Source organism: Streptomyces sp. R35, from assembly GCF_041053035.1.
GTDB lineage: Bacteria > Actinomycetota > Actinomycetes > Streptomycetales > Streptomycetaceae > Streptomyces > Streptomyces lutosisoli.
Genome location: NZ_CP163440.1, coordinates 5799603 through 5824161 on the forward strand (window position 1 = coordinate 5799603; position 24559 = coordinate 5824161).

Annotated in this window: 18 protein-coding genes; 16 read left to right on the plus strand and 2 right to left on the minus strand. The window is 73.2% G+C overall.

Annotated features, from left to right (window positions below; translation table 11 throughout):
• Positions 1-45 precede the first annotated feature (45 nt).
• The 3 genes from AB5J50_RS26570 (at position 46) to AB5J50_RS26580 (ending at position 6219) form a co-directional block, all read left to right on the plus strand.
• On the plus strand, positions 46-3276 hold the full coding sequence (locus AB5J50_RS26570; RefSeq protein WP_369260790.1) for a hypothetical protein: 3231 nt from the start codon (positions 46-48) through the stop codon (positions 3274-3276).
• Positions 3273-3980, plus strand: a complete 708-nt coding sequence (locus AB5J50_RS26575) for a DUF4255 domain-containing protein (RefSeq protein ID WP_369260791.1) — start codon at positions 3273-3275, stop codon at positions 3978-3980. The genes AB5J50_RS26570 and AB5J50_RS26575 overlap by 4 nt, the downstream gene beginning before the upstream one ends.
• A 142-nt stretch (positions 3981-4122) precedes the next feature.
• Entirely contained in the window at positions 4123-6219 is a 2097-nt protein-coding gene (locus AB5J50_RS26580) for an AAA family ATPase (RefSeq protein ID WP_369260792.1), read from the plus strand.
• 9 nt (positions 6220-6228) lie between these two features.
• Here the strand turns inward: AB5J50_RS26580 and AB5J50_RS26585 are convergent, their stop codons facing one another.
• Entirely contained in the window at positions 6229-7926 is a 1698-nt protein-coding gene (locus AB5J50_RS26585) for a DUF4157 domain-containing protein (RefSeq protein ID WP_369260793.1), read from the minus strand.
• A gap of 246 nt (positions 7927-8172) precedes the next feature.
• On the opposite strand from AB5J50_RS26585, the gene AB5J50_RS26590 reads away from it, so the two are divergent.
• From AB5J50_RS26590 to AB5J50_RS26650, 13 genes are all read left to right on the plus strand, one after another.
• Positions 8173-9729, plus strand: coding sequence for a phage tail sheath family protein (locus AB5J50_RS26590; protein WP_369260794.1), 1557 nt, complete (start codon positions 8173-8175; stop codon positions 9727-9729).
• Between the two features lie 57 nt (positions 9730-9786).
• The gene (locus AB5J50_RS26595; protein ID WP_189151609.1) at positions 9787-10227 is read left to right on the plus strand and encodes a phage tail protein; all 441 of its coding nucleotides are present in this window, start codon (positions 9787-9789) and stop codon (positions 10225-10227) included.
• A complete protein-coding gene (locus AB5J50_RS26600; RefSeq protein ID WP_330306016.1) occupies positions 10224-10718 on the plus strand; it encodes a hypothetical protein in 495 nt (164 codons plus the stop codon). The genes AB5J50_RS26595 and AB5J50_RS26600 overlap by 4 nt, the downstream gene beginning before the upstream one ends.
• Positions 10715-10873 carry a DUF6760 family protein gene (locus AB5J50_RS26605; RefSeq protein WP_369260795.1) on the plus strand — a complete coding sequence of 53 codons (159 nt, stop codon included), beginning with the start codon at positions 10715-10717 and terminating at the stop codon, positions 10871-10873. The genes AB5J50_RS26600 and AB5J50_RS26605 overlap by 4 nt, the downstream gene beginning before the upstream one ends.
• A 4-nt stretch (positions 10874-10877) precedes the next feature.
• Positions 10878-13976, plus strand: a complete 3099-nt coding sequence (locus AB5J50_RS26610; RefSeq protein ID WP_369260796.1) for a hypothetical protein — start codon at positions 10878-10880, stop codon at positions 13974-13976.
• Positions 13977-13999: 23 nt separating this feature from the next.
• Positions 14000-14425 carry a phage tail protein gene (locus AB5J50_RS26615; protein ID WP_330306018.1) on the plus strand — a complete coding sequence of 142 codons (426 nt, stop codon included), beginning with the start codon at positions 14000-14002 and terminating at the stop codon, positions 14423-14425.
• A 58-nt stretch (positions 14426-14483) separates the two neighbouring features.
• Complete coding sequence (locus AB5J50_RS26620; protein WP_369260797.1) at positions 14484-15203, plus strand: LysM peptidoglycan-binding domain-containing protein; 720 nt, start codon at positions 14484-14486, stop codon at positions 15201-15203.
• Entirely contained in the window at positions 15200-17023 is a 1824-nt protein-coding gene (locus tag AB5J50_RS26625; RefSeq protein WP_369260798.1) for a VgrG-related protein, read from the plus strand. Before AB5J50_RS26620 ends, AB5J50_RS26625 begins: the two co-directional genes overlap by 4 nt.
• A gap of 70 nt (positions 17024-17093) precedes the next feature.
• The gene (locus AB5J50_RS26630) at positions 17094-17411 is read left to right on the plus strand and encodes a PAAR domain-containing protein (protein ID WP_330306021.1); all 318 of its coding nucleotides are present in this window, start codon (positions 17094-17096) and stop codon (positions 17409-17411) included.
• Complete coding sequence (locus AB5J50_RS26635) at positions 17411-17833, plus strand: GPW/gp25 family protein (RefSeq protein ID WP_330306022.1); 423 nt, start codon at positions 17411-17413, stop codon at positions 17831-17833. Before AB5J50_RS26630 ends, AB5J50_RS26635 begins: the two co-directional genes overlap by 1 nt.
• A complete protein-coding gene (locus tag AB5J50_RS26640) occupies positions 17833-19809 on the plus strand; it encodes a putative baseplate assembly protein (protein ID WP_369265519.1) in 1977 nt (658 codons plus the stop codon). Before AB5J50_RS26635 ends, AB5J50_RS26640 begins: the two co-directional genes overlap by 1 nt.
• Positions 19806-20369, plus strand: a complete 564-nt coding sequence (locus tag AB5J50_RS26645; protein WP_369260799.1) for a phage tail protein — start codon at positions 19806-19808, stop codon at positions 20367-20369. Before AB5J50_RS26640 ends, AB5J50_RS26645 begins: the two co-directional genes overlap by 4 nt.
• Before the next feature lie 770 nt (positions 20370-21139).
• Positions 21140-21841, plus strand: a complete 702-nt coding sequence (locus AB5J50_RS26650) for a zinc-ribbon domain-containing protein (RefSeq protein ID WP_369260800.1) — start codon at positions 21140-21142, stop codon at positions 21839-21841.
• 23 nt (positions 21842-21864) lie between these two features.
• On the opposite strand, the gene AB5J50_RS26655 is transcribed toward AB5J50_RS26650, so the two are convergent.
• Positions 21865-23157: a hypothetical protein gene (locus AB5J50_RS26655; protein WP_369260801.1), complete on the minus strand. Its 1293-nt coding sequence runs from the start codon at positions 23155-23157 to the stop codon at positions 21865-21867.
• Positions 23158-24559 lie beyond the last annotated feature (1402 nt).

A 24559-nucleotide genomic window follows, 5' to 3' on the forward strand; every position in this document is an offset into this window, starting at 1 on the left:
CAGGGGTACGTCCAGATGCTGCACCAGACTGCGAGGTGGACCGTGATGCGCACCGCTGGCCCCGGCGGGCGGTACCGCCCGGGGAGACTCGGCGCGTCGTTGCTGCTGCTGATCCCGCTGCTCGCGGTGACGGCGGCCTCCGGACAGGGCAGCGCCGAGCCCCGGGCGCAGGCGGTGGCCGACGCCGCGGACACCCGGATCGCGTACGCCGGCACCGGGCACCGCAGTCTCGGCCTGGTCGCCTCCACCACGTCCAGTACACCGCTGTTCGGCGAGGGCCCGGCCCACAACGACATGCAGCCGTCCGCCCTCGGCGACCAGATGGTCTTCGCGAGCCGCCGCGACGAGAAGAACCCGCAGATCTACCTGCGGGCCGCCGACGGTTCCGTACGACGTCTCACCAGCGGCATGGACGCGGCGCACCCCCGGCTGACACCGGACGGGCAGTCCGTGGTGTTCGACGCGGCCGGGTCCGGGGGCCTGGACGGCGGGACGCAGCGTGACCTGTGGCTCGTACGCACCGACGGCACAGGCCTGACGCGGCTCACCGACACCCCCGCCGACGAGGAGGGCCCGACGGTCTCCCCCGACGGGCAGCGGCTGGCGTACTCCAGTGACAGCGACGTGTCGGTGGGACAGCAGATCTACGTACGGCCGCTGGCAGGCGGCACCGCCACCCGGATCACCGATCCCGCGAACGGCACGGCGTCCGAGCCGGCGTGGAACCCGGTGAACGACGACGAGAACCGGGACTGGATCGCGTACACCGCCACGACCACCGTCGACGGGCAGAGCACGCCCCGGCTGCGGGTGACGAACGCGAACGGGAACGGTGACGAAGCGCTGCTCGGGGGCACGTACGCGACCTGGCGTGCCCACGGGGCGGCGTGGAAGCCCGACGGGGACGGGGTGGTGTTCCTGAGCCCCGAGATCACCTGTACGTGCGAGGGCGACTACGACCATGTGTTCAGTACTCCCGCGCACTCCGACCAGGAACCCGGGCTGGTGCTCAACGAGGACCGCGAGGTCACCGCGGTCACCTGGCTCGGCTCGGTCGACGGCGGCAGTGCGGTGGTGGAGCGCACCACGGCGGCCGGCGCGCACGTGGTGACGCTGCAGGACGCCCGGGCGGACGGGTCCGACCCCCGCGACCTGGGGCTGACGATCCTCAACGAGGACCCGGCGGCCGACACCAACACCGATCCCGCCAAGGACCCGCTGTTCCAGCCGGCGGCCGGGTACGACCCGTGGACCGAGCGGCAGAACTACACGCCCGACGGCCGCCGGATCGTCGTCACCCGCTTCGAGACCGACGCCGACGGCCGTCGGATCGAGCGGATCTGGAGGGTGGATGCCGACGGCTCCAACGCGGCGCCCATGCCGCTCGCGGGACGCGCCGCGACGGACTGGGACACCGACCCGACGTTCTCCCCGGACGGCAAGTTCCTTGCCTTCACCCGGACTTCGCCGGGCGGCGTCGGTGAGGCCGCGGGTCCCAGCCGCATCCTCATCGCGGACGCGACCACCGGGGCGATCACCGGCGAGGTCACTCCGCCGGCCGGGGAGCAGACGGGCGGCGACGCCCAGCCCACCTGGTCCTCCGACGGCACCACCCTGGCCTTCACCCGCAACGAGGTGATCGACGGGGGCGGCGGCAACAAGCACATCTGGACCGTGCCCGTCGGTGACCTGACCCGGCAGCGCGACCTGAGCGCCACGATCTGCCCGGGCAGCTGCGAAGTCATCGACGACAGCCCGGCGTTCTCGCCGGACGGGACCGGCATCGCCTTCAACCGCAAGAGCGGCGGCGGTGCGGTCGACGAGCGCGACGGCCTCCTCCTCACGTCCCTGTCGGGCGACGACTGCCAGGTGCTGCTGCCCGCCTCCGTCCTCGACCTGCCCGGCGCCTGCGGCCGGGATCTGCCGGACACCTCGACCACCGGCCCGTTCCAGCCGCGCGACGCCGCCTGGACGGCCGACGGCCAGGGCCTGGTGTTCAGCTCACGGGCCGCCGTCGCGGCCAACAGCCCCGAGAAACTGAGCCTGTTGGACGTCGACTCCGGCGACGTCACCCCGCTCACCAGCACCCTCCCGGGCCGGCAGAAGGAACCCGGCGTCCAGCAGCCCGTGGACCTCGCGCTCCAGGCGCCCGGCACCGCCCCCGAGGTCACCGTCGGCGACTCCACCACGGTCCAGGTCGACGTGGTGAACAACGGACCCGCCGCCTCCCCCGGCACCACGCTCACCATCGCCCCGCCCACCGGTGTGCAGGTCACCGGGGTGACCTGGCCCGGGGGCACCTGCGACGCCGCCTCGCTCCAGTGCAACGTCGGCGTGGTGGAGCCGGGCAGCACCGTCCCGGTGACCGTCACCCTCACCGGGGTCACCGTCGGCGACCAGCCGGTCGACTGGTCGGTCACCGGTACGGTCCTGGACCCGGAGCCCAGCGACAACGCCGGCCGGACCGTGGTGCCGGTGCGCGAGGCCACGCCGACTCCGACGCCCACGCCCACTCCGACACCGACACCGACGCCCACCCCGACACCGACACCGACGCCCACCCCGACACCGACACCGACGCCCACCCCGACACCGACACCCACCGTGCCCCCGCAGGCGCCCGAGCCCGACGCCGGGCCCGGGGTGAGCGTCTCGGCCCAGCCGAACCCCGGCTACGTCGGCGGCCGTGTCGTGGTGACGTACACCGTGCGCAACGGCCGCAACGCGCTGGCGACCGGGCTGCGGCTGCGCATCGGCCTTCCCAAGGGCATCCCGGACAGCGGGCCGCCGGCGGGCTGCGACGCCTCCTGGGTGTGTGCGCTGCCGGACCTGGACTCGGGCGAGAGCACCGTCGTACGGGTCGTCCTCAGCCCCGACAAGGCGCTGACCGGCCAGGTCACCGGCGTTCTCACCACCACCGGGACGGACGCCGACAAGGGCGACAACACCGCCCGGAAGCGGCTGCGCATCCTCCAGCCGCGCATCGTCGCGGTGCCGGCGATCGGCAAGCCCGGCTTCGTCACCTCAGTGCGCGGCAAGGACTTCCCGCCGGGAGTGCCGGTGCGGTTCACCTGGAATCCGGGGATCACCGCGGCGGCGGCGCCGACCGTGCCGAAGCCGGACGGCACCTTCATCGGCCAGCTGCTCATCCTCGCCAAGGACCAGACCGGACCGCGCACCATCACCGCCAAGGGCCCCGGGTTCTCACCGGTGAAGACCGACTTCCTGGTGGTCAGCGGCAGCGTGCAGCCGCCCGACGAGGTGACCCGCCGGTGATCCACGAGGTCGACGAGGGGTTGCGCCGGCTGCTCGGCGAGTCCGGCCTGCAGACGTCGGGCATCGAGGTGGTGTTCGACGCCCCCACCCGGGACTGGGCGGCGCGCCGCAGCGCCCCGACGGTCTGCGTCTTCCTGTACGACATCCGCGAGGACGCCGTCCGGCGCGGCAGCGGCGCCGGGGAGGTGTACGACGCGGACGGGTACCTGGTGGCGCGGCGCACCCCGCCCCGCTGGTTCGAGCTGACGTACCTGGTCACGGCGTGGGCGAGCCGACCGCAGGACGAGCACCGGCTGCTCTCGCAGGTGCTCGCCACTCTGGTGGCCACCGACACGCTGCCCGCGCGGCTGCTCACCGGCACGCTCGCCGAACTCGGCCTGACCGTGAGCCTGGACGCCGGAGGGGCCGGGCTCGACGCGCCGGCCGCGTCCGATGTGTGGTCGGCGCTCGGCGGAGAGCTGAAGGCATCGCTCGGGGTACGGGTACGGGCGCCGCTCGCCGGGGTGAGCACGGCCGTCGCGCCGCCGGTCACCGAAGGGCTCGTCGTGCGCTCCGCCGCCCGCGGCGAGGACGGCGAAGCGACGCCGGGACGCCGGCTCCGCTACACGGAGACGACCGACCCCGGTCCGGACGGCTTTGCCGGCCCACGCGAGCGGGGACCCGCCCCTGCGAAGCGGCGCCGCCGGGGGGATCGCCAGCCGTGAGCTCCGCTGGAAGCGCGGTGATTCGTCTGCGGGTCGGTGGGGGCTGGTCGCGCAGTTCCCCGCGCCCCTTGAGGGGCGCTGTAGCGCACCGGAACTTGCCAAGGCCGCTTAGGCGCCTCCACCAAGGGGATTACCAGCCGTGATGCACACTGCCGAAGCGGCAGCGATCGCCGGGCCTACGGCCGACCCGGGGGAACACCTGTGGGCGCGGCTTCGTCTCGTCGAGGAGCGGGTGCGGCACGCCGTGGCTGTCCGTCGTGCCGGCGATCCCGATCCTGACGACCCGTATCGGGGGCAGTACCTCAGCCCCGAGGCGGCGGCTCGCATCCTGGACGAGCCGGGTGGTCTCGACGTACCCGCCCAGGAGCCGTGGCGACCGCCGGCCGGGTCCGTTCTCGACGGCCTCGCCCGGCGGTTCGGGCTGTCCCCGCTGGATCTGGACCTGCTGCTGGTCGCGGTGGCGCCCGACCTGGACGCCCGGTTCGAGCGGCTCTACGGCTATCTCAACGACGACCTGACGCGCCGTCGGCCCACGGTCGGGCTCGCCCTGGAGCTGTGCGGGCTCGCCGGCGCGGCAGCCGCCCGGTTCCGGCTCGCCCCCGGGGCGCCGCTCGTCGAGGGCGGTCTGGTGGAGGTCACCGAGCCGGAACGGCCGCCGTTGTCCCGGGTGTTGGCGGTCCCCGACCGGGTCACCGCGCACCTGCTGGGCAGCGCGCGACCCGACGCCCGGCTCGCCGGGGTGCTCGGCGAGGCCCGCGAGGACCCGACCGCCGAGGCGGCGGAGGTCCACCGGACGGCGGCCGCGGCCGGGACCGGCGCAGGCCTCGTCCATCTGCGCAGCCGGGGCGGCGACGCCGAGGGGCTGGCCACCGCTGCCCTGCACGCGGCCGGGCTGCGCCCGCTCGTCCTCGACGCGGTGGCCCTCGCCCGGCGCCCCGGCGACGTACCGGAGCTCGCCCGGACAGCCGCCCTCGAAGCCCGTCTGACCGGTGCCGGGGTCGTTGTCGGCCCGCTGGAGTCGCTGCCCGCGGAACCGGGCGAACGAGCCCGGACGCTGGGGGCGTTGTGCGCGGCGCTGCGCGGGATTCCCCTGTTCACGCACGGCACCGGCACCTGGGACCCGCTGTGGGCGGCCGACACCCCCGTCGTCCTGAACGTGCCGGCGCCTTCCCCCGAGCGGCAGGCCGAGCGGTGGCGGCACGCCCTGGACCGGGCCGCCGGTGACGGCTCGGCGACCGGCACCGGCGACACCGACGAGCTCGCCCAGTCCGTCGCCGCGCACCGCCTGGATTCCGGGCAGTTGCGCCGCGCCGCCGACGTGGCGATGCGTACGGCCGCCCTCGCGGGCCGCCCGGTCCGCGCCGACGACCTGCGCACCGCCGTACGTGCCCAGAACGGCGCGGGGCTCGACCGGCTCGCCCGCCGGGTGGAGCCGGGCGTCGGCTGGGACGACCTGGTGCTGCCGCCGACCACCCACCGGCGGTTGCGCGAACTCGCGCTGCGGGCCCGCCACCGCGAGCAGGTGCTCGGGGAGTGGGGGATGCGGCCCGGCGGCGGCCGGGGGCGCGGCGTCATCGCGCTGTTCGCCGGCGAGTCGGGCACCGGCAAGACCATGTCCGCCGAGGTCGTCGCGGCGGACCTGGGCATGGACCTGTACGTGGTGGACCTGTCCACAGTTGTGGACAAGTACGTCGGGGAGACCGAGAAGAACCTGGAGCGGATCTTCACCGAGGCGTCGGCGGTCAACGCGGTGCTGCTCTTCGACGAGGCCGACGCGATCTTCGGCAAGCGCTCGGAGGTGAAGGACGCGCACGACCGGCACGCCAACATCGAGTCGGCGTACCTGCTCCAGCGCATGGAGTCGTTCGACGGCATCGCGGTGCTGACCACCAACTTGCGGGCCAACTTGGACGAGGCGTTCACCCGCCGCCTCGACGTGGTGGCGGACTTCCCGGTGCCCGACTCCGGCCAGCGCCTCGCCCTGTGGGAACGCTGCCTGGGCGAGCGGCTGCCCCGGGCCCACGACCTGGACCTCGCCTTCTGCGCGGACCGCTTCGAACTCGCCGGCGGCTCCATCCGCGCCTGCGCGGTGACCGCGGCCTACCTCGCGGCGGAGTCCGGCGAGCCGCTCACCATGCGGCAGGTGGTGACGGCGGTCGCACAGGAGTACCGCAAGCTCGGACGGCTGGTCCTGGAGGGCGAGTTCGGCCCGCACCTGGCGGCGGCCAACGACGCCTGAGGGTGATGCTCAGGAATCGGACATCCGGTCGTCGAAGTCCGAGTCGGAGCTGCTCTGCGAGCCGAACTGGATGCTGGCGAACGGCTGTCCCGGCGCCGACATCTGGGAACCGTCGGACATCTCGACGTCGGACTCGCCGCTGGAGCTGACGTCGCTGTCGGGCTCGGGCGCCGGAGCCGGAGCGTCGTGCAGGGTGTAGGTCGCGCTGGGACCGGTGCCGGTCTTGGTCACCCAGCCCGCGTCGACGTACGACTTGATGAGCTTGTCCCGGCGGTCCTTGGGGAAGGTGGACTTGGTCATGCCCTGCAAGTGGGTGCCGGCGGTACTGGCACCAGGGTTCTGGCCCTGGGCGCTCGCCGCCTCGTAGTCCCGGTAGGCGAGGAAGGTGGCCTTGTCCTCGGACAGCGCCGCCACGGCGAAGTCCTGCATCTGGGCCTCGGTCCGCGTCGTCTGGCCGTTCAGCGCTTCCTTCGCCTGCGTGTAGTACTCCGCCAGGTCGCTCGGGTCCTTGCCCGCCCTCATCAGGTCGTTGACGTCCGGCTCGTTCTCCCACACGTCGTAGGAGGCGTTGTCGAGGTAGATGTCGATGCCGACCGGGATCATCACGTGGCGGTGATTGCCCTGTGCCGTCGCGTAGTTCACCTCGAAGCGGAGGTTGCCTGTGCCCACCCCCACCAACGCCGTCTCGATCCGGCGCCACATGCCGGTGCCCTGGTTCAGGGACCACTGGGGGACGATGTTCTCCTTGACGTCGCTCCCGCCCACCTCCAGACCCATGACATGGCCGCGGTCGTAGCCCGCCCCGCCGAACAGGTCCTTCCACACGTCCGCCTCGCTGGGCGCCCCACGCTTGCCGACCTGGTTCTTGTAGGCCGTGTGGAGTTCCTTGACCGCGATCGGGTTCGGCGCCGCCGCCCGGCCGGCCGTGCCCGTCGGGTTGACGGGGCCGGTCACCCTGCTGGGACGCCGGATGGTGAGGTTCTGTGCGTTCTGGGTGCCGGCCTTGGTCGGTTGGTAGTGCGTCACGACCGCGTTCTCCAGCACGGTGCTGCTGGCCCGCTGGACCGTGTCCGCCGCTGCTTCCGCCGTCCCGTCCGGCCCGGCCTCCGGCAGGCGCTGCACGTCCGGGGCCGGCCCGGACATCACCTTGTGCGCGTTGGCCTCGGCGGCTCGTTCGAACGTGTCCGACGGGTCGGAGACCTTGAGCCCGTTGCCGTGGTCGGTGCCCGACACCGGACCGCCCCGCTGCTGGACGACGTGGGTGAGTTCATGGGCGAGGGTGTGCTTGTCGCCGCCGCCGGCGCCGAGGACGACATGGCTGCCGGAGGTGTAGGCGCGGGCCCCGATGGCGCGGGCCGAGCGGGCGGCGGAGGCTCCGGTGTGCAGTCGTACATCGGAGAAGTCGGTTCCGAACCGAGCCTCCATGTCCTGGCGTACCGGCGAGGCGAGGGGTTTGCCGGCGGAGCCCAGGACCCGGTCCACCCCGTGGTCCGGCTGCTCGGGGGCGGGCGTGGTGCGGGCGCGGCGGGCGATCATGCCGGTCACCGCGGCGTTGCCCGCGCCGCGCTGCGCCGCGCGGAGCGCGTCGGCGGTGAGCGGAGGCGGTACGGCGGCGCCGCCTTCGGACGTCTCCCGGCGGGCGGCGGCCGGGCCGCGCGCCGACTTCCGGGTCTCGGCCTGCTCGGCGTGCGACCTGGACGTCTGCATCTGCTGCCTCCTCGTCGGCACACCTGCGCTGCAGCCTCCAGTGGACCGCGCGGGCGAACGGGGCGTCCAGGTCCGCGCGGGCAGCGCGAGGGCAGAGGTGGGCGACGCCCGGACGGTCAGCGCGGGGAGTCTGGAAAGGCAGCGTTCTTGCCCCCGACCAGGTCCGCGGGTCCCTGGCGCCCCGGCGGACCCCCACGAAGACTCGGCCTGGATACAGGTGACCCGTAAGGACGCGAAGGAGCAAGCATGCCGACGTACCTCACCCCGGGCGTGTACGTGGAAGAGGTGCAGTCCGGTGCCCGACCGATCGAGGGGGTCGGCACCGCCGTCGCCGCGTTCGTCGGGTTCGCCGAGAACGGCCCGTTCCACGCGCCCACGCTGGTCACCAGCTGGGACCAGTACACCCAGCAGTTCGGCGGCTTCACCGAGGGCACCTATCTGCCCCACGCGGTCTACGGCTACTTCGCCAACGGCGGCGGCGCCGCGTACGTGGTGCGCATCGGCGGCGCGGCCGAGGACGCCTCCGCCCCGTCGGTCAACGGCGGACGGCGCGGGAACACGGCTGCGGAGCCGGTCGAGCTCGGCGGCTTCCTGGTCGCGGCCAAGCCGGGCGTGACCGGCGTGTCGGTGGAGGTCGCCGACGCCGACGGCGAGAAGCCGTCGGAGGACCGCTTCAAGGTCCTGGTCCGCCAGGGCGACAAGGTGGCGGAGACGTACGAGGCCTCCACCCGCAAGAACGTCAAGGGGTACCTGGTCAACCAGGCCCGCGCCTCCAAGCTGATCGAGGTCACCGAGCAGCAGGGCGCCACCCAGGCCAGGCCCGCCGGCCAGACCCTGGCGCTGCCCGACGGCCCGGCCGCGCCCGCCGCGAACGGCTCCGGCGAGGTGTCCCGCCTCAACCCGGCCGAGTACGTCGGCGACGCCGCGGCCCGCACCGGGTTCGGCGGCCTGGAGACCATCGACGAGATCACCATGGTCGCGGTGCCGGACCTGATGAGCGCCTACCAGCGCGGCGACATCGACGCCGAGGGCGTGCGCACCGTGCAGCTCGCGGTGATCTCGCACTGCGAGCAGATGGGCGACCGGGTGGCTGTCCTGGACACCCCGCCCGGGCTCTCCGCCCAGCAGGTGCGCACCTGGCGCAACGACGAGGCGGGTTACGACTCCCGGTACGCCACCCTGTACTACCCGTGGGTGCGGGTCTTCGACCCGGCCGCCGGACGCAACACCACCGTGCCGCCGAGCGGTCACATCGCCGGTGTGTGGGCGCGCAGCGACGCCGAGCGCGGTGTGCACAAGGCGCCCGCCAACGAGGTGATCCGCGGCGCTGTGGACCTGGAGATCCGGCTCAGCAAGGGCGAGCAGGACCTGCTGAACCCGATCGGCGTGAACTGCGTACGGGCCTTCCCCGGCCGGGGCATCCGGATCTGGGGCGCCCGCACCCTCTCCTCCGACCCGGCCTGGCGCTACCTGAACGTGCGTCGCCTCTTCAACTACCTCGAAGAGTCCATCCTGTTGGGCACCCAGTGGGTGGTCTTCGAGCCGAACGACGACCGGCTGTGGTCGAGCATCCGGCGCAACGTCACCGCGTTCCTCACCGAGGAGTGGCGCCGGGGCGCGCTGTTCGGCCGCACCGCCGAAGAGGCGTTCTACGTGAAGTGCGACCGGGACAACAACCCGCAGGAGTCAATCGACCAGGGCCGGGTCATCTGTGAGATCGGCGTCTCGCCGGTCAAGCCCGCGGAGTTCGTGGTGTTCCGGCTGGCCCAGTTCTCCGACAGCACCAGCCTCATCGACGAGTGAGAACGGGTCAGTAGAGAAGCAGAGAAAAAGACCCGTAAGGAAAGGTGACAGACAGTCATGGCAACGGGCGATGCTCTTTCCACCCACGTCTTCGGCGTGCAGCTCGGCGGCTACCTGGTCGAGTCGATCCAGGAGATCAGCGGACTGACCGTCGAGGAGGAGGTCGTCGAGGTCAAGCAGGTCAGCGCGGAGGGCAAGCAGATCATCCGCAAGCAGCCCGGCGCCCGGCAGGCAGGTGAGATCACGATCACCCGGGGACTCGACCAGAGCAGCGAGTTCACCAAGTGGATCAAGGAGACCCTGAACAACGGCGCCGTGAACTCCGCGCGGCAGAACCTCACCATCGAGATCAAGGACACCGAGGGCAACACGGTCCGCCGTATCCAGCTGATGCAGGGCTGGGCCTCCAAGTGGGAGGGCCCGTCCCTGAAGGCGGGCGAGTCGTCTCCGGCCACCGAGTCGGTCACGATCGTGTTCGAGGAGATCATCGTCGAATGAGGCGTCGTACGGTGACGGCGGGCAACCTGGAGGAGATCCTCCAGGCGACGGAGCCCGCCCAGGCGTCGGAGCAGGCGGCGGCACCTCCCGCCGCCGCCCCGCCGCGCCGCGAGGACCACGGGCTGCGCACCGAGTTCGAGTTCGAGCTGCCGCGCGGGTACGTCGACGAGGCGGGCACGGTGCACCGCCACGGCTCGATGCGCCTGGCCACAGCCCGTGACGAACTGCGGCCCCAGATCGACCTGCGGGTCAAGGAGAACCCGGCGTACCTGAGCGTGGTGCTGCTGAGCCAGGTGATCACCCGGATCGGCTCGATCAGCGATGTGCACGCCGGGATCGTGGAGCGGATGTACGCCACCGACGTCGCCTTCCTCCAGGACTTCTACCGCCGGGTCAACAGCGAGGGCCACACCCGCGCGGCGGTGACCTGCCCGCACTGCGAGGGCGGCTTCGAGGTCGACCTCTCGGGTGGGCGCCTGGGGGAATCGTGACGTACGCCCTTCCCCGGCTCCGGGAGGAGATCGCGTACATCGCCTACCACTTCCACTGGGAACGCGAGGAGATCCTCGACCTGACCCACGACGAGCGCCGGCAGTGGGTGGCCGAGATCGCTCGTATCAACACCCGTGTGAACGAAGGCGGTTGAGCACATGGCATGGCGGGACAGGCTGCGCCGCCGGGCCGCCGCGCCGGACATCGCGGGACCTGAGGAGCCGGGCGCGCCCGGCACTTCGGGCCCGGCCGCGCGCGACGACTCGGGTCCCGCCGTGCCCGGTGACTGGGACGGCGGCTGGCGCCGCACCACCGCGCCGGAACTCACCGTGTCCCGCGCCCCGTTGGGCGTGAGCGACGGCCTCGCCTTCCGCGCGGGCCTCGCAGCCTGGCAGAACCCGTCGTTCGACGCGGGCCTCGGCCACGCCCTGCTCCCCACCGCCCCGACCGGACTGGTGAGCGGCGTCACGCGCCCGGCCGCCGCCCCGAAGGCCACCCGCAGCGTCGGGGGTCCGCTGCTGCTGCGGGCGTTGCGCCCGGAGGGGGCGGGCGGGGCGGGGGAGAGCGAGGGTGCGGCAGCGGATGCGCCGACGACCCAGGTCTCGCGCCGGACACGTCCGGGGGCGCGGCCATCCGGCCCGGCACCCCTGGGGGAGCGTTCTGGCGACAACAGCACTGCGGGGAAGGGCCGTTCGGGCGACGCCGGGCGGGCCCGTGGCCTCACGTCCGCGGACTCGCCCGCTGTGCTCTCCTCGGCACCTCCCGCTGTCCAACGGGCCGTGCAGCCGGGCGCCGGCCCGGTCGTGACGCCGGTCGCTCCCGCGACTCCGCTGGTACGACGTGTGGCGGTGATCCCGCCCGCGGCTGCTGACGGGGCCATGGCCCGGCCCGCTGCCAGGACGCGGCCCGCCCCGGCCGAGCCGTCCCGTTCGCCGGCCGGTTCCGGGGGTCGTACGCCTTCCGGACCGACCGTCCAACGCACCGCGACGGGGCCGCAGCCCGCCGGGGCAGCCAGGCAGTCGGAGGCATCCCGTGCCGCCGGCCCCGACGTGTCCCACCCGGCCGTCCGGCTCCGCCCGGTGGGGGCTGCGCTGACCGTCGCCCGGCGCCCCGCCGGACCGACGCGCCGTGTCCCCGCCCTGCGGCCCACCGCCGCACCGGCGCCCGACAGCGCCACCACCCCTGACCCACCCGGTCCGGCCTCCGCCCCCGTGCAGCGCGCCGCCACGCGCGAGGCCGGCCGCAGGCCCCTCGGCGCCCCGCTGAGTGAACTGCCCTCCACCGCAACACCGTTGCCGCAGGGCACCCCCGCGCCCGGCGCCGGATCCGCGACCGGTCCGGCGCTGCCCGTCGTTCAGCGCCATGCGGAAGGCGGGGGCGGCACTCCGGGACCGTACGACGGCGGTACGAGGGGAACGGCGCCCGCCGCCCCGCGCCGGACCACCGACCCCGGCAACCGCGGGGCACGCGCGCGTGGCGGCCTCGGTGCGCCGCTGTCCGCGCTGCCGCCGAACGCCGAGGTGCCCGGTTCCGCCGCGTCCGGTGCCCGTGCCTCCCGCCCGGACATCCAGCGTGCTACGACACATCAGGACCCGGGGTCCGGCGCAGCTCCGGCGCCGCCCACGCCGGATCGCGACCGGACGCCCACCGAGGCCGCACCCCGCACGCCGGGCGCGCCGCTGCTGGGGACGGGCGACGTCCAACGCCGCCACGTGGACCCGTCCGCCACCGGGGGCACCATGTCGACCGGCCCCGCGGACCACGGAAACGGGCCCGCCACACCGCTGGTGACGCCGTCCGCAGCCGCCCCGGCCCACGGCCCGGCAGGCGCCGTAGGCCCGGAAGGCTCGGCCGGGAACGCGCCACGACCCGGCACGACGTCCGGCGGGCAGCAGCCCCAAGGCCCCTCCGTCCCGGGTCCGGTCGTCGTCGCCCGGGCCGTGGCTGACGGCACCGGGGGCGACCGGACTCCCGGCGGGTCGGGCGTCGACGGGCAACGGCCCCGAGACGCCGCTGTCCAGGGCCGTGCCGCCCAGGGCCCGGTCGTCGGTGCGTGGGCGACGGCCGAAGGCACGGGAGCCGGTTCCGGCTCCGTCGGGCACCGGCCTCAGGGCCCCTCCGTTCCGGGCCCGGTCGTCGTCGCCCGGGCCGTGGCCGACAGCACCGGGGGCTACCAGACCCCCGGGGGGCCGGGCGCCGCCGGGCAACGGCCCCGAGACCCCGCCGCCCAGGACCCGCTCGTCGTCGCCCGCGCCACGGCCGAAGGCACCACAGGCACCACAGGCACCACAGGTGCCCGGACCACCGGCCCGGCCACCTCGTCCCCGCTCACCGCGACCCGCTCCACAGCGCACTCCGCCCCGCCGGCCCCCCGTACCCTCTCGCTGCTCGCCGAGCGTCGGCTCACCCTGAACACCCGTGCCCCGGAAGGCGTGGCACAGCCCGCCGTCTCCCGCTCCGGCGGCCGTCCCGTGGTGGCGGCGCGCTGGCCCGGCGCACCGGCCGCCCCCCAGAGCGACTCCACGCCGACCGCCGAGGCGCCCACGCGCCGGTCCGGCACATCGGCGCCCTCGCCGGGCGGCCCCGGGACCCCCGCGCGCCCGGCGCCCGGCCCGTCCGTCCTCGCCCCGGCCACGCCGCAGGTCCAGCGGGCAGCAGCCGCGTACCCCGGACCGGAGGGGTCGGGCGTACCAACGACCCGCTCCCCGGACCCCGTTCAGCGCGTACCGGTAGTCCGGCCCGCGCCGCCCCTCCAGGGGACGGCCGCCCCGGTTGCCGCCGTACCGGCGAGGCCCCTGCCGGTGACCGCCCCGCAGGCACCGCCGCTCGCGGACCGTCCGTCGGCCCCCCCGGCACCGGGGGGAGCCGTCCCCGTGGTCCGGCCGAGGACCGTTACGGCGGACGGCGGGACCGGCGGGGCCGACGGGCCGGCACTCGCGGTGCAGCGCGACGCACGCGGCCGCCCGCGGTCGTCCTCCGCGCCCCCCGCGCCGCCGACAGGCGCACTGGCCAAGGAGGTTCCGGCACCCGGCCGGAAGCGGTCGTCGTCCCTGTCCTCCGCGGCCTCCTCGTCGGCCACGTCATCCGCCGCCTCCGGCAAGAACGCGGCCCGCCGCACCGAGACACCCCAGGACGACCCCGGCCTCGACCTGGACGACCTGGCGCGCCGCCTGCTCGACCCGGTGGCCCGGCTGCTGCGCACCGAGCTGCGCCGCGGCCGGGACCGCACGGGCCGCCCCTACGACGGACGCCGCTGAGAGCCAGAACGGATGACGGACGAATGACGGACAGCATCTTCGCGACGAGTGTGTTCTTCCGGCTCGCGATCGGCGGCAACGACCTGGGCGCCTTCCACACCTGCTCCGGCATGGGCGCCGAGGTCGAGATGGAGAGCTACGCCGAGGGCGGCAACAACGGCTTCACGTGGCAACTGCCCGGACGCGTGACCTGGTCGAACATCACGCTCACCCGGCCGGTCACCGCCGACACGGCGAAGATCGCCCGCTGGCTCGACGAGACGCTGAAGCGCGTGGAGCCCAAGGACGGCGAGATCGTGGCCCTGAAACCGGACCTGACAAAGATCATCAGCTGGCAGGTGTTCGGGATCGTCCCGGTGCGCTGGCAGGGGCCGTCCTTCGACCCGGCCAGTTCGCAGGCCGCGGTGGAGACCCTGGAGATCGCCCACGAGGGGCTGCGCCCGTCCTGACACACCCTCATCAACCAGTTCCCCACCACGTATCGGCCCCCGGAAAGGAGGTCCCGCCATGTCACCAGCGCGCGCCAGTCGGGCCAGGGCCAAGCTGACCCTGAAGGAGCCCCCGGCGTCGGTCGGCGCGAAGCCCGGCGGGACCATCGCACGGCTCAACCTCCAGTTCAACCCCTCCACCCTGCAGCTGAGCAAGACCACCGAGTGGCGGCGCTCGCCGTCCCGGATGGCGGGGCAGTCGGCACTGCCCGAGTTCGTCGGCAGTGGCCCGCGCACGCTGAGCCTGGAGGTGTTCCTGGACGCCACCGCCAAACACGACAACTCCGTGGAGCAGGCGGTGGAGAAGCTGATGAAGGCGTGCGTGCCGACCCCGGCCAGCCTGGGCCGCAAGAAGCCGGCCAGCCCGTGGGTGCGGTTCACGTGGGGCACCGCCCGGACGACCTCGTTCGACGGGGTGCTCTCCAGCCTGTCGGTGTCGTACACGCTGTTCGACGTCGACGGCAGGCCGCTGCGGGCCACCTGCGCGCTGTCGATCGAGGAGGCGAGCGTCGGCCCGGCGGGCCAGAACCCGACGTCCGGCGCGCGCACCGCCCGCAGTACGCACACCGTGGTGGCGGGCGACAGCCTGGCCATGCTGGCCTGGCGGGAATACGGCGACGCGACGGCCTGGCGGGTCATCGCGGAGGCGAACGGAATCGACGACCCGATGGCGCTCGAACCCGGTACCGAACTGGTGGTGCCGGGGCTGCAGGACGCGGGCGGTGAGGAGGAGCGATGACCACCGAGGCAAGGGGCCGGTTGTTCGCGGCGGACCCCGTGGTGGAGACGCCCGCCGAACTTCCGCAGATCTGGGCCGCCCAGCTGGTGAGCTGTGTGGTGGACGAGAACGTGGGCCTGCCCGACGCGGCACAGCTCACCTTCCGCGACCCCGATCACGAGTTCCTCAAGGCGACCGGCATCACCATCGGCACCCCGCTGAAGGTGTCGGTGGTGACCGTGTCCGGGCAGGCGCGCGAGCGGCTGTTCACCGGCGAGGTGACGGCCCTCGAACTGGACCGGGACAGCACGGGCTCGTTCACCGTGGTGCGCGCCTACTCCAAGGCGCACCGCCTCCAGCGGGGCCGGAAGGTGGTGGCGTACCGGAACATGACGGCGTCGGCGATCGTCCGCAAGGTGGCCGCCGGGGCCGGGCTGGCCTGCGGCACCGTGCAGGCCGCGCCGGTCACCTACAAGCAGCTCTCGCAGGCGAACGTGTCCGACTGGGACTTCCTGCAGTTCCTGGCGGGGGAGAGCGGCGCGCTGGTGCGCGTCGACGACAAGGGGCTGCTCCAGTTCACCAAGCCGGTCAAGGCGTCCGGCGCGCCCGCGCCGTCGACCTCGTCGTCCCGCAACCCGATGGTGCTGGAGTACGGGGCGAACCTGCTCGCGCTGCGGGCCTCGCTGTCGGCGGCGGACGGGGCGTCGCAGGTGGAGGTGCGCGGCTGGGACGTCACCACCAAGAAGCCGCTGGTGTCCCGGCAGCCGTCGGTGACCAGTGACACGGTGGTGCCGGGCCTGAGCCCGGCGCTCGCCGCCGCCCGGTTCGGCAAGTCGGCGAAGCTGACCGTCACGGACACCCCGTACCGCACCCTGGCCGAGACGACGGCGGTCGCGGACGCCGTGTCCGATCAAGTCAGCCGTGGTTTCGGTGAGTTGGAGGCGGTGGCCGAGGGCAACCCGCGGCTGAGGGCGGGCAAGCCCGTGGCGCTCGGCAACGTCGGGCAGGCGTTCTCCGGCAAGTACACGGCGACGGCGGTGCAGCACGTCCTCGAACCGCACGGCGGGTACCGGACGACGGTGTGGGTGAGCGCCAGCCCGGACCGCTCCCTGACCGGCCTGGTGACCGGCGCCAACGCGCCCGGCCGCGGCTCGCGCATGCCGGGTCTGGCGATCGGCGTGGTGACGGACGTACGCGAGATCGGCGGCGCCGAGAACGGCTCGGTGAAGCTGAAGTTCCCCTGGCTGGACGACACTTACACCACCGACTGGGTGCGCACCGTGCAGTGGGGCGGCAAGGGCGGCGGAGGCGTGTTCAGCCCCGAGGTCAACGACGAGGTCCTGGTCGGATTCGAACAGGGCCTGCTGGACAGCCCGTACGTCATCGGCGGGCTCTACAACGGCGTCGACAAGCCGTCGCCCCACAAGGTCCCGCTGATCGACAAGGGCACCGGGAAGGTCAACCGCCGCTCCATCGTGTCGCGTTCGGGGCACCGGATGGAGCTCCTGGACGCGAGGGCACCGGGCACGTCCGGACTCAGGCTCGTGTCCGGTGACGAGCGCCTCGAAGTACGCCTCGATCAACGGCGGGGCCAGATCGAGCTGACGGTGTACGCCGGGAAGGGCCGACAGCCCCTCACCTCCGTCCTGCTCGACAAGAAGGGCATCACCCTGGACGCGGGACGGGGCGACGTGAGCGTCTCGGGCCGGAACGTGGACATCCAGGGCCGGGTCGGGGTGAAGATCGGCGGCCGCACGGTGAGCGTCACCGGCAGCTCGAACGTCACCGTCGACGGCGGTCTGCTCGGCATCCTCAAGGCCAAGCTCATCCGGATCAACTGAGGCCCAACACCGTGACCAGCGATCCGGATCAACTGAGGCCCAACACCGTGACCAGCGAAAGGAGCACCGCATGCCGGCCGCAGCCCGCACCGGTGACCCCACCAACCACGGCGGCGTGATCGCCACCCCGCCGCCCGGCGCCGCCGCGGCGGTGGCCCGCGTGCTGATCGGCGGGCGCCCCGCCGCCGTCGTGGGCAGCGTGCACACCTGCGCCATGCCACCGCACCTGGCCCTGGGACCGGGCAACGTGGTCATGCCCGACCCGGCCTCGCTCGCCCGGGGCCAGGTCCTCATCGGCGGGCTTCCGGCCGCGAAGATGCGCGACAAGACCACGTGCGGCGCGATGATCTCGGCCGGCGCCCTCAACGTCCTGATCGGGGGAGTGTGATGAGCGAGCGGTTCATCGGCCGAGGCTGGGCGTTCCCGCTGCGGGTCGGGCCGACCGGCGGGATCGGCATGGTCGAGCGGGAGCGGGAGATCGAGGAGGCGATCCGCCTGGTGCTCGGCACCGCACCCGGCGAGCGCCCCATGCGCCCCGAGTTCGGCTGCGGCATCCACGACTACGTCTTCGCCCCCGGCGACGGCGCCACCGCCGGACTCATCGCGCAGCAGGTGCGCGAGGCCCTGGAGCGGTGGGAGCCGCGCATCGCGGTGGACGACGTGGTGGTCGCCTACGACGCCGTCGAGGCCGGAACCCTCTACATCGACGTGCACTACACCATGCGTTCCACCAACGACCGGCGCAACCTGGTCTTTCCCTTCTACACGATCCCCTCCGAGGAGGGGGCCGAGGAATGGGGCGCCGGCTGATGGCCCTGCCCTCCCCCAACCTGGACGACCGCCGGTTCCAGCAACTCGTCGACGAGGCGAAGCGGTACGTGCAGCAGCGCGCCCCGGAGTGGACCGACCACAACGTCTCCGACCCGGGCGTCACCCTGATCGAGACATTCGCCTACCTCGTGGACCAGCTGCTGTACCGGCTGAACCGGGTCCCGGACAAGAACTACACGGCGTTCCTCGACCTGTTGGGCATCCGGCTGTTCCCGCCGGCCTCGGCCGCCGCCGAGGTCGACTTCTGGCTGTCGGCGCCGCAGCCCGACACGGTGACGCTGCCCCCGGGCACCGAGGTGACCACCGCGGGCGGCGAGGGCGACGAGGCCGTGGTGTTCACGACCGCGGACGAACTGCGCATCGTGCCCAGCGAGTTGATACGGCTGGTGACCGCGCCCCGGACCGGTGAGCAGACCGACCGGACCAGGACGCTCGCCGAGGCCGGCGACGTACCGTGCTTCCAGCCCGCACCGGAGCCGGGCGACGCGCTGCTGTTCGGCCTGCCGACGGCGGTACCGCGCTGCGTGGTCGCCGTACAGCTGGACAGCCGCGTCGAGGGCATCGGCGTGGACCCGCGCCAGCCCCCGCTGGTGTGGGAGGCGTGGGCCGGCGGCGGCTGGCAGGTGTGCGAGACCGGTGAGGACACCACCGGCGGCCTGAACCGGCCCGGCGAGGTCATCGTGTACGTACCGGCCGGGCACACGGCGTCGGTGATCGGCGGGACCCGGGCCGGCTGGCTGCGCTGCCGCGTCACCGAGGCGGAACCGGGCCAGCCGTTCTACTCGGAGTCCCCGACGGTGCGCGAGGCGGTGGTGTTCACCGTGGGCGGCACCATGTCCGTCGAGCATGCCGAGACCGAGACCGACGTACCGCTCGGCACCTCGGAGGGGGTCTCCGGGCAGACGTTCCGGCTCGGCCGCCCGCCGGTCCTCCTCGACGGCGAGCCCCCCGTGGTGGAGGTGTCCTCGGAGGAGGGCTGGCAGCGCTGGGAAGTGGTGGAGCACTTCGGCCGCTCCGGCCCCGCCGACCGGCACGTCCGCGTCGACGCCACCACCGGCGAGTTCAGCTTCCCGCCGGTGCTGCGCGAGCCGGACGGCACGCTGCGGCAGTGCGGTGCCGTGCCGCCCAAGGGCGCCCAGATACGGGTGGCCCGCTACCGCACCGGCGGCGGACCGGCGGGCAACGTCGCCCGCGGCGCGATCTCCGTGCTGCGCAGCTCCGTTCCCTACGTCGCCCGGGTCGTCAACCGGGAGGCGGCGCGCGGCGGCGTCGCCGGCGAGACCATCGACAACGCCAAGCTGCGGGCACCGGACGCGCTGCGGATGCAGGAACGCGCGGTGACCGCCGAGGACTACGAGATCATCGCCCGCCAGGCGGCACCCTCGGTCCGCCGGGTCCGCTGCCTGCCCGCGGCCGAAGGCGCCGGCGCGGTACGGGTGTTGGTGGTGCCGGACGCGGTGGCCGACGAGGACGACGACCGGCTCCGCTTCGAGCAGTTGATCCCCTCCGACCAGGTGCTCGAAGCGATCACCGCGAGCCTCGACGAACGACGCCTGATCGGCACCCGCCTCGTCGTGGAGCCGCCGGTCTACCAGGGCGTCACCGTGGTGGCCCGGCTCGCCGCGGCGCCGGGCGACACCGACCGGGTACGCGACGCGGCACTCGCCGCGCTGTTCCGGCACCTCAACCCGCTGCACGGCGGTCCAGACGGCACGGGGTGGCCCTTCGGGCGGCCCGTGCAGTACGGCGACGTGTTCGGCGTACTCCAACGCGCCACCGGCAACGCGCTGGTGGAGGAGATCCTGCTGTTCGCCGCCGACCCGATCACCGGGCGGCGCGGGGCACCGTCGGACCGTATCGACGTGGCTTCGGGCGCGCTGGTCTTCTCCTACCAGCACCAGGTGGTCGTCACGGCGGTAGAGCCGGATGCAGGGGTACGAGGGGTCCGGGGATGAGCCGCGCCGCCGTACCCGGCCTGCCCAGCCAGTACCCGATCGGCGGGCAACTGCCCGCGCTGTACGCCGACGACGACTTCGCGCAGCGGTTCACGGCCGGGCTCGACACCGTCCTCGCCCCGGTGTTCGCGACCCTCGACAACCTGCCCTCCTACCTCGACCCCCGGGTGGCTCCGAGCGACTTCCTGGCCTGGCTGGCGTCGTGGGTGGGCGCCGCCGACGACCCGCGGTGGCCGGTGGAGCTGCGCCGTGAGGCGGTCGTCCGCGCGGTGGAGCTGCACCGGTGGCGCGGCACCAGGCGCGGCCTGGTCGAGGGACTGCGGCTCGCGCTCGGCGTGCACGCCGAGGTGAGCGGGGACGGCGGCGCGGCGTGGTCCAGCACCGCCGGTACCGACCTGCCGCCCGAGCCCCCCGCCGAGACCCTGGTCCGGGTGTGGCCGGGCCGCGAGGCACGGGTGGACGAGCGCCGGGTCCACGAGGTCGTCCGGGCCATGTGCCCGGTGCACACCGTCTGCCGGGTGGAGATCCTGCCCGGCCCGCCCACCGACGAAGGGAGGTGACGTCATGCGCGCATGTCCCGCGTGCGGGGCGTCCAACGGCTCCACGGACGACTTCTGCGGTAACTGCGGGGCGTACTTGGGGTGGTCGGACAGTACGTCGTCTCCGGGTACGTCGTCTTCGGATACGGCGTCTTCGAGTGCGTCGACTTCGGGTACGCCTGTGGAGCCGCCGGCATCGGGTACGACTGCGGAGCCGCCGGTCACGCGTGTGCCCCGACCCACGGCTTCAGAGCCGCCGGCCCTGACCACACCTGCCGAACCCCCGGCCGCCACTCCGGCGCCCTCGTCGCCCCCGGCCGAGGAGCCGGCGTCCGCCGCGCCCGCCCGCGGTTCGTCGCTGCGCACCCGGCTGACGGGTCGCGGCCGCGGCGAGGAGCGGGGGGCGAGCACGGCGCCGGCCGCGGACTCACGCGACGGCGACGGCGACGGCGAGGGCTCCGGGACCACCTCCGGCCAGTACGGGGAGACGGCACGCCCCGCACCCCGGCCAGGCCCCGACGATGCCGACGCCGAGCCCTCCGCTCCCGCCCCCCGCCCGACCACCCCGCGAGGCCTCCCGCACCGACGAGGCCGCCCCCACGAGTGCGCTGTCCGCGGCCCCTGTCACCCACCCCGCTCCGGCCACTCCACCCTCCGGCCCCTCGGAACTGCCGGCCCCCGGCCCCCCGGCCGGCCCCACACGCCGACTCCCCGCCCCCATCCAGCCCGTACGCCCCGCAAAGCCGGTGGCCCCCCGCCCGGTCGTACGTCCCGCGGAGGTCCCCGACGAAGTGGCAGGCGCCCCCTGCCCCTCCTGCGGCACCCCCAACCCGCCCGGCCGTCGGTTCTGCCGACGTTGCGCGACCGCGCTGAACCCCGCCGCGAAGCCCGAACCGCTGCCCTGGTGGCGGACCGTGTGGCCGTTCCGCCGTCGGGTGCGGGCGAGTTCGGGCAGGGCGGTGCGGCTCCTGGTGATCCTGGCCGTGGTGGTGGCGCTGTGCGCCGGCGCTCTCCTGCTGCTCCCCGCCGGACGCGCCCTGTTCGAGGACACCCGGGACAAGCTGGGCAAGCCCAAGCCCGTGACCCCGGTGCGCATCAGGGCGAGCGCCGAGGTCCCCGGGCACCCGGCGAAGAACACCACGGACGGACTGAGCAACAGCTACTGGGGCGCGCCCGCGCCCGGCGCCTCGGTGACCTACACCTTCGGCAAGCCGTTCCGGATGGTCGACCTCCTCATCACCAACGGCCCGTCCAGGAACCCGGAGGACTACCACAGCCAGGCACGCGCACTCCAAGTGGACCTGGAGGTGACGACGTCGGACGGCGAGCGGCAGAACAAGCAGCTCACCCTCAGCGACAAACCGGGCGACCAGACGATCCCCACCGGGATCAGCGACGTGAAGACGGTACGCCTGACCCTGCGCTCGCCCGTCGGCCTGACCTCGGGCCATCAACTGGCCCTCGCGGAGGTGGAGTTCTTCCAGCGAAGCTGACTCGACACCAACCGCGAACGGCTCTACGAGGACTGCTCGGCCGGCCCGTCCGTGGCAGGCCGGCGGGCGCGGCTCCGGCGGTCGTATGCCGCCTGGGCCGCCGCCCGCAGTCGTACATAGAAGGGGTTGTCCTGGCTGGTCTGCCACATGTGCAGATAGATCAGCATCTGGTTGAGCACGGTGTCGTACTCGACCAGGGTGCCGGACGCGTCTCCGGCCGCCTTGCCCCAGCCGACCAGCCGCTTCTTCTGCGCGGGGGTGATCTTGCCCGCCGCCTCGAAGGAGCTCGCGTACATCTCCAGCTTCTGCGGCTGACCGCCGTAGACCAGCTTCTCCTCCAGCATCCCCTGCTGGAAGTCGTCGAACTCGGGGTTCCCGGCTAGTGCCGCCTTCAGATCGGCGAGCGTCTGCTTGCGCTCCGCCGCCAGCGCCGCGACCTCCGCGTCGGTCGCCCCGGACTGCACCAGCTCCATCACCGGGCTGCTGCCGAACGCCTGATGGGCCGCCACATGGGTCAGCTCATGGGCGATGTGCCCCAGCAGGAAGGAAGTTCCGCCCCTGGCCTGGGTGTCGACGTTGAACGTGAACGCCGGGTTGTCATCGGTGGCGTCCGGGCCGAGCTTCATGCCCCCCATGCCACCCCGCGGGTACTGCATCACGGTCACCAGCGGCACCACGGCCATCAGTTCCCCGATGACGGCGTGCGTCTCCTCGGGCAGCGTCTCGTCCTCGCGGAGCGCCCCCAGCTTCTGGACGAACCCGCCCATCATCTCGTGGAACCGGTCCGCGGGGATGGCCTGGGCCGCCTTCTGGGCCTCGCCGGCCTGCATGCGAGGGTCGTAGTCCGGGTTGTCCCCCTTGCTCATCACCTGGTCGATCTCGGTCAGCAGATCCCGGAAGACCGCCTCGGGGTCCAGTTGCCCCTGCGCCGCAGCGGCCTGGTCGCCGAGCCGCCGGGTGCCCCCGACCCGCGACCCTCCGTCGCCCTTGTGGGCGACGTAGTCGCCGCACGCCTTGATGATGTCCCTGAGGGCGAGCCACCGGGCGCCCTGTCCGGCGTCCGGCAGGGCGTAGAACGCCTTGAGTGCCTGGTCCACCTTGGTGATCTCGGAGTGGCCGCGCCTCCCGGTGACTGCCGTCGTGCCCTGCTTGAACTCGTCCTCGGTCATCATCCGGGACACCGTGATCATCTGAGAGACGACCGCGTTGCCCACGGTGCTCTGCAGTGCCCCGAGGGTGCGAGGACCACGGTTGTTCCGCGCAGGCGTCACATGCGGCGTGCCGTGTGTCTGCCCGGGGACTTCGTGGGTACGCATGGACCCACGCTAGGAGGCCGGAGCCGAGGGCCCCAGGGACGGAAGGGCACGGTGGGGGCAACACACCTTGCCCCCACCCGCTGACGGGCCGACCGCCGCGGAGCCGACGGCCTTGTCTTCCTCGGGGACGAATCTGGCACGCGACAACTGGTCACCACGGACAGCAAAAAGGCCCGGGTCGATGACCTGGGCCTCTGCCATGGAGCGGGTGACGAGAATCGAACTCGCACTCTCAGCTTGGGAAGCGACGGCGCTTGGATGGCGGTACTGCTTCTGACCTGCAGTTATGTTGCCGCAAAGCAGCTTCGGAGGGCTGGCTTCGTGCCGCTGTTTACCGTTGTTGCCCGGTCTTATGGGCACGCTTTGGGCACGGACCCACAGGGGGACGGTGTGCGGGGGCTCGACTGCTCAGTTGCGGTACTGCACTTGCGGGTGCGGGATGTGCCTGACGTGTTGGCATTGCAGATGCACACTCCTGTGACAGCGTATGCGGTCCGAGGGCAGCGGTGGCCCAGTGGGCGGCCACGTTCGGCCGAGCAGAGCAGCCGGGTCAGTGCGGAGGCGTCGAAGATCCTCTGCGCTGCCCTCATCCAATGCCTCGACAGAGTTCGACACCCGCTTTGGGAGTGGGATCGAATCCTTGCCGGGTGCGCTCGTCGGTGCTATCTGATGTTGTTTTCCCTAGTCAGCAACATGCGGGCCGTGCACTCAATCCCGCGCATGACGCTCCGTCGCGGACGCCTCGGCAGCAAGGGGCAACCCTCAACACGCTGTCCAAATGTTCGTCTGGGGGTTCGGGACTGATCAGGAGTGCTCACCTGCTGGCGGCCACTCATCGAGTCTCACTCACGACCCGATAAGCCCCATGAGGCGGCTGGGAGGCGGCGGCGTGGCGGCGCGCGAGCAGGTCGCGGTGCCACCGCAGCACCGTGTCCGGACGCATCAGCAACCGCAGCCTGGGCGGCACGTCCTTCGGGAGCTGGTGCAGCGGCGCCGCCATGAATGCCCGATCACCCGGGTGGAACCGCACCCTCTTCTTGCCGACAGACGCAGCATGGCGAACGCGTTCGTGACGCCGAAATGGTGCCAGTCGCAGCAGCACGGCCGATCACCATGTCGCAGCGATCGCCAACTGCGGGAGAGCACAGGCGCAAGCGGCCGGCAACTGGGAGCCGGAAGGCCGAGTCGGACTACCGGATGGACGGGCATGAGGGCAACGAAGCACGCCGCGCCGCAACCGTAGGCGCGGACTGGTCACGGGCATTCCCTTGGCGCTGCTGGTCGTCGGGTGCTGGCGTGCCGTCCCCCCCCCCCCCGGGAGCGGGACCGGTGTCAGGATCACCGACATCTACGGGGAGCGGCTGACCGTCGACGGCACCGCCGTGCAGCCGGACGTCGCGCA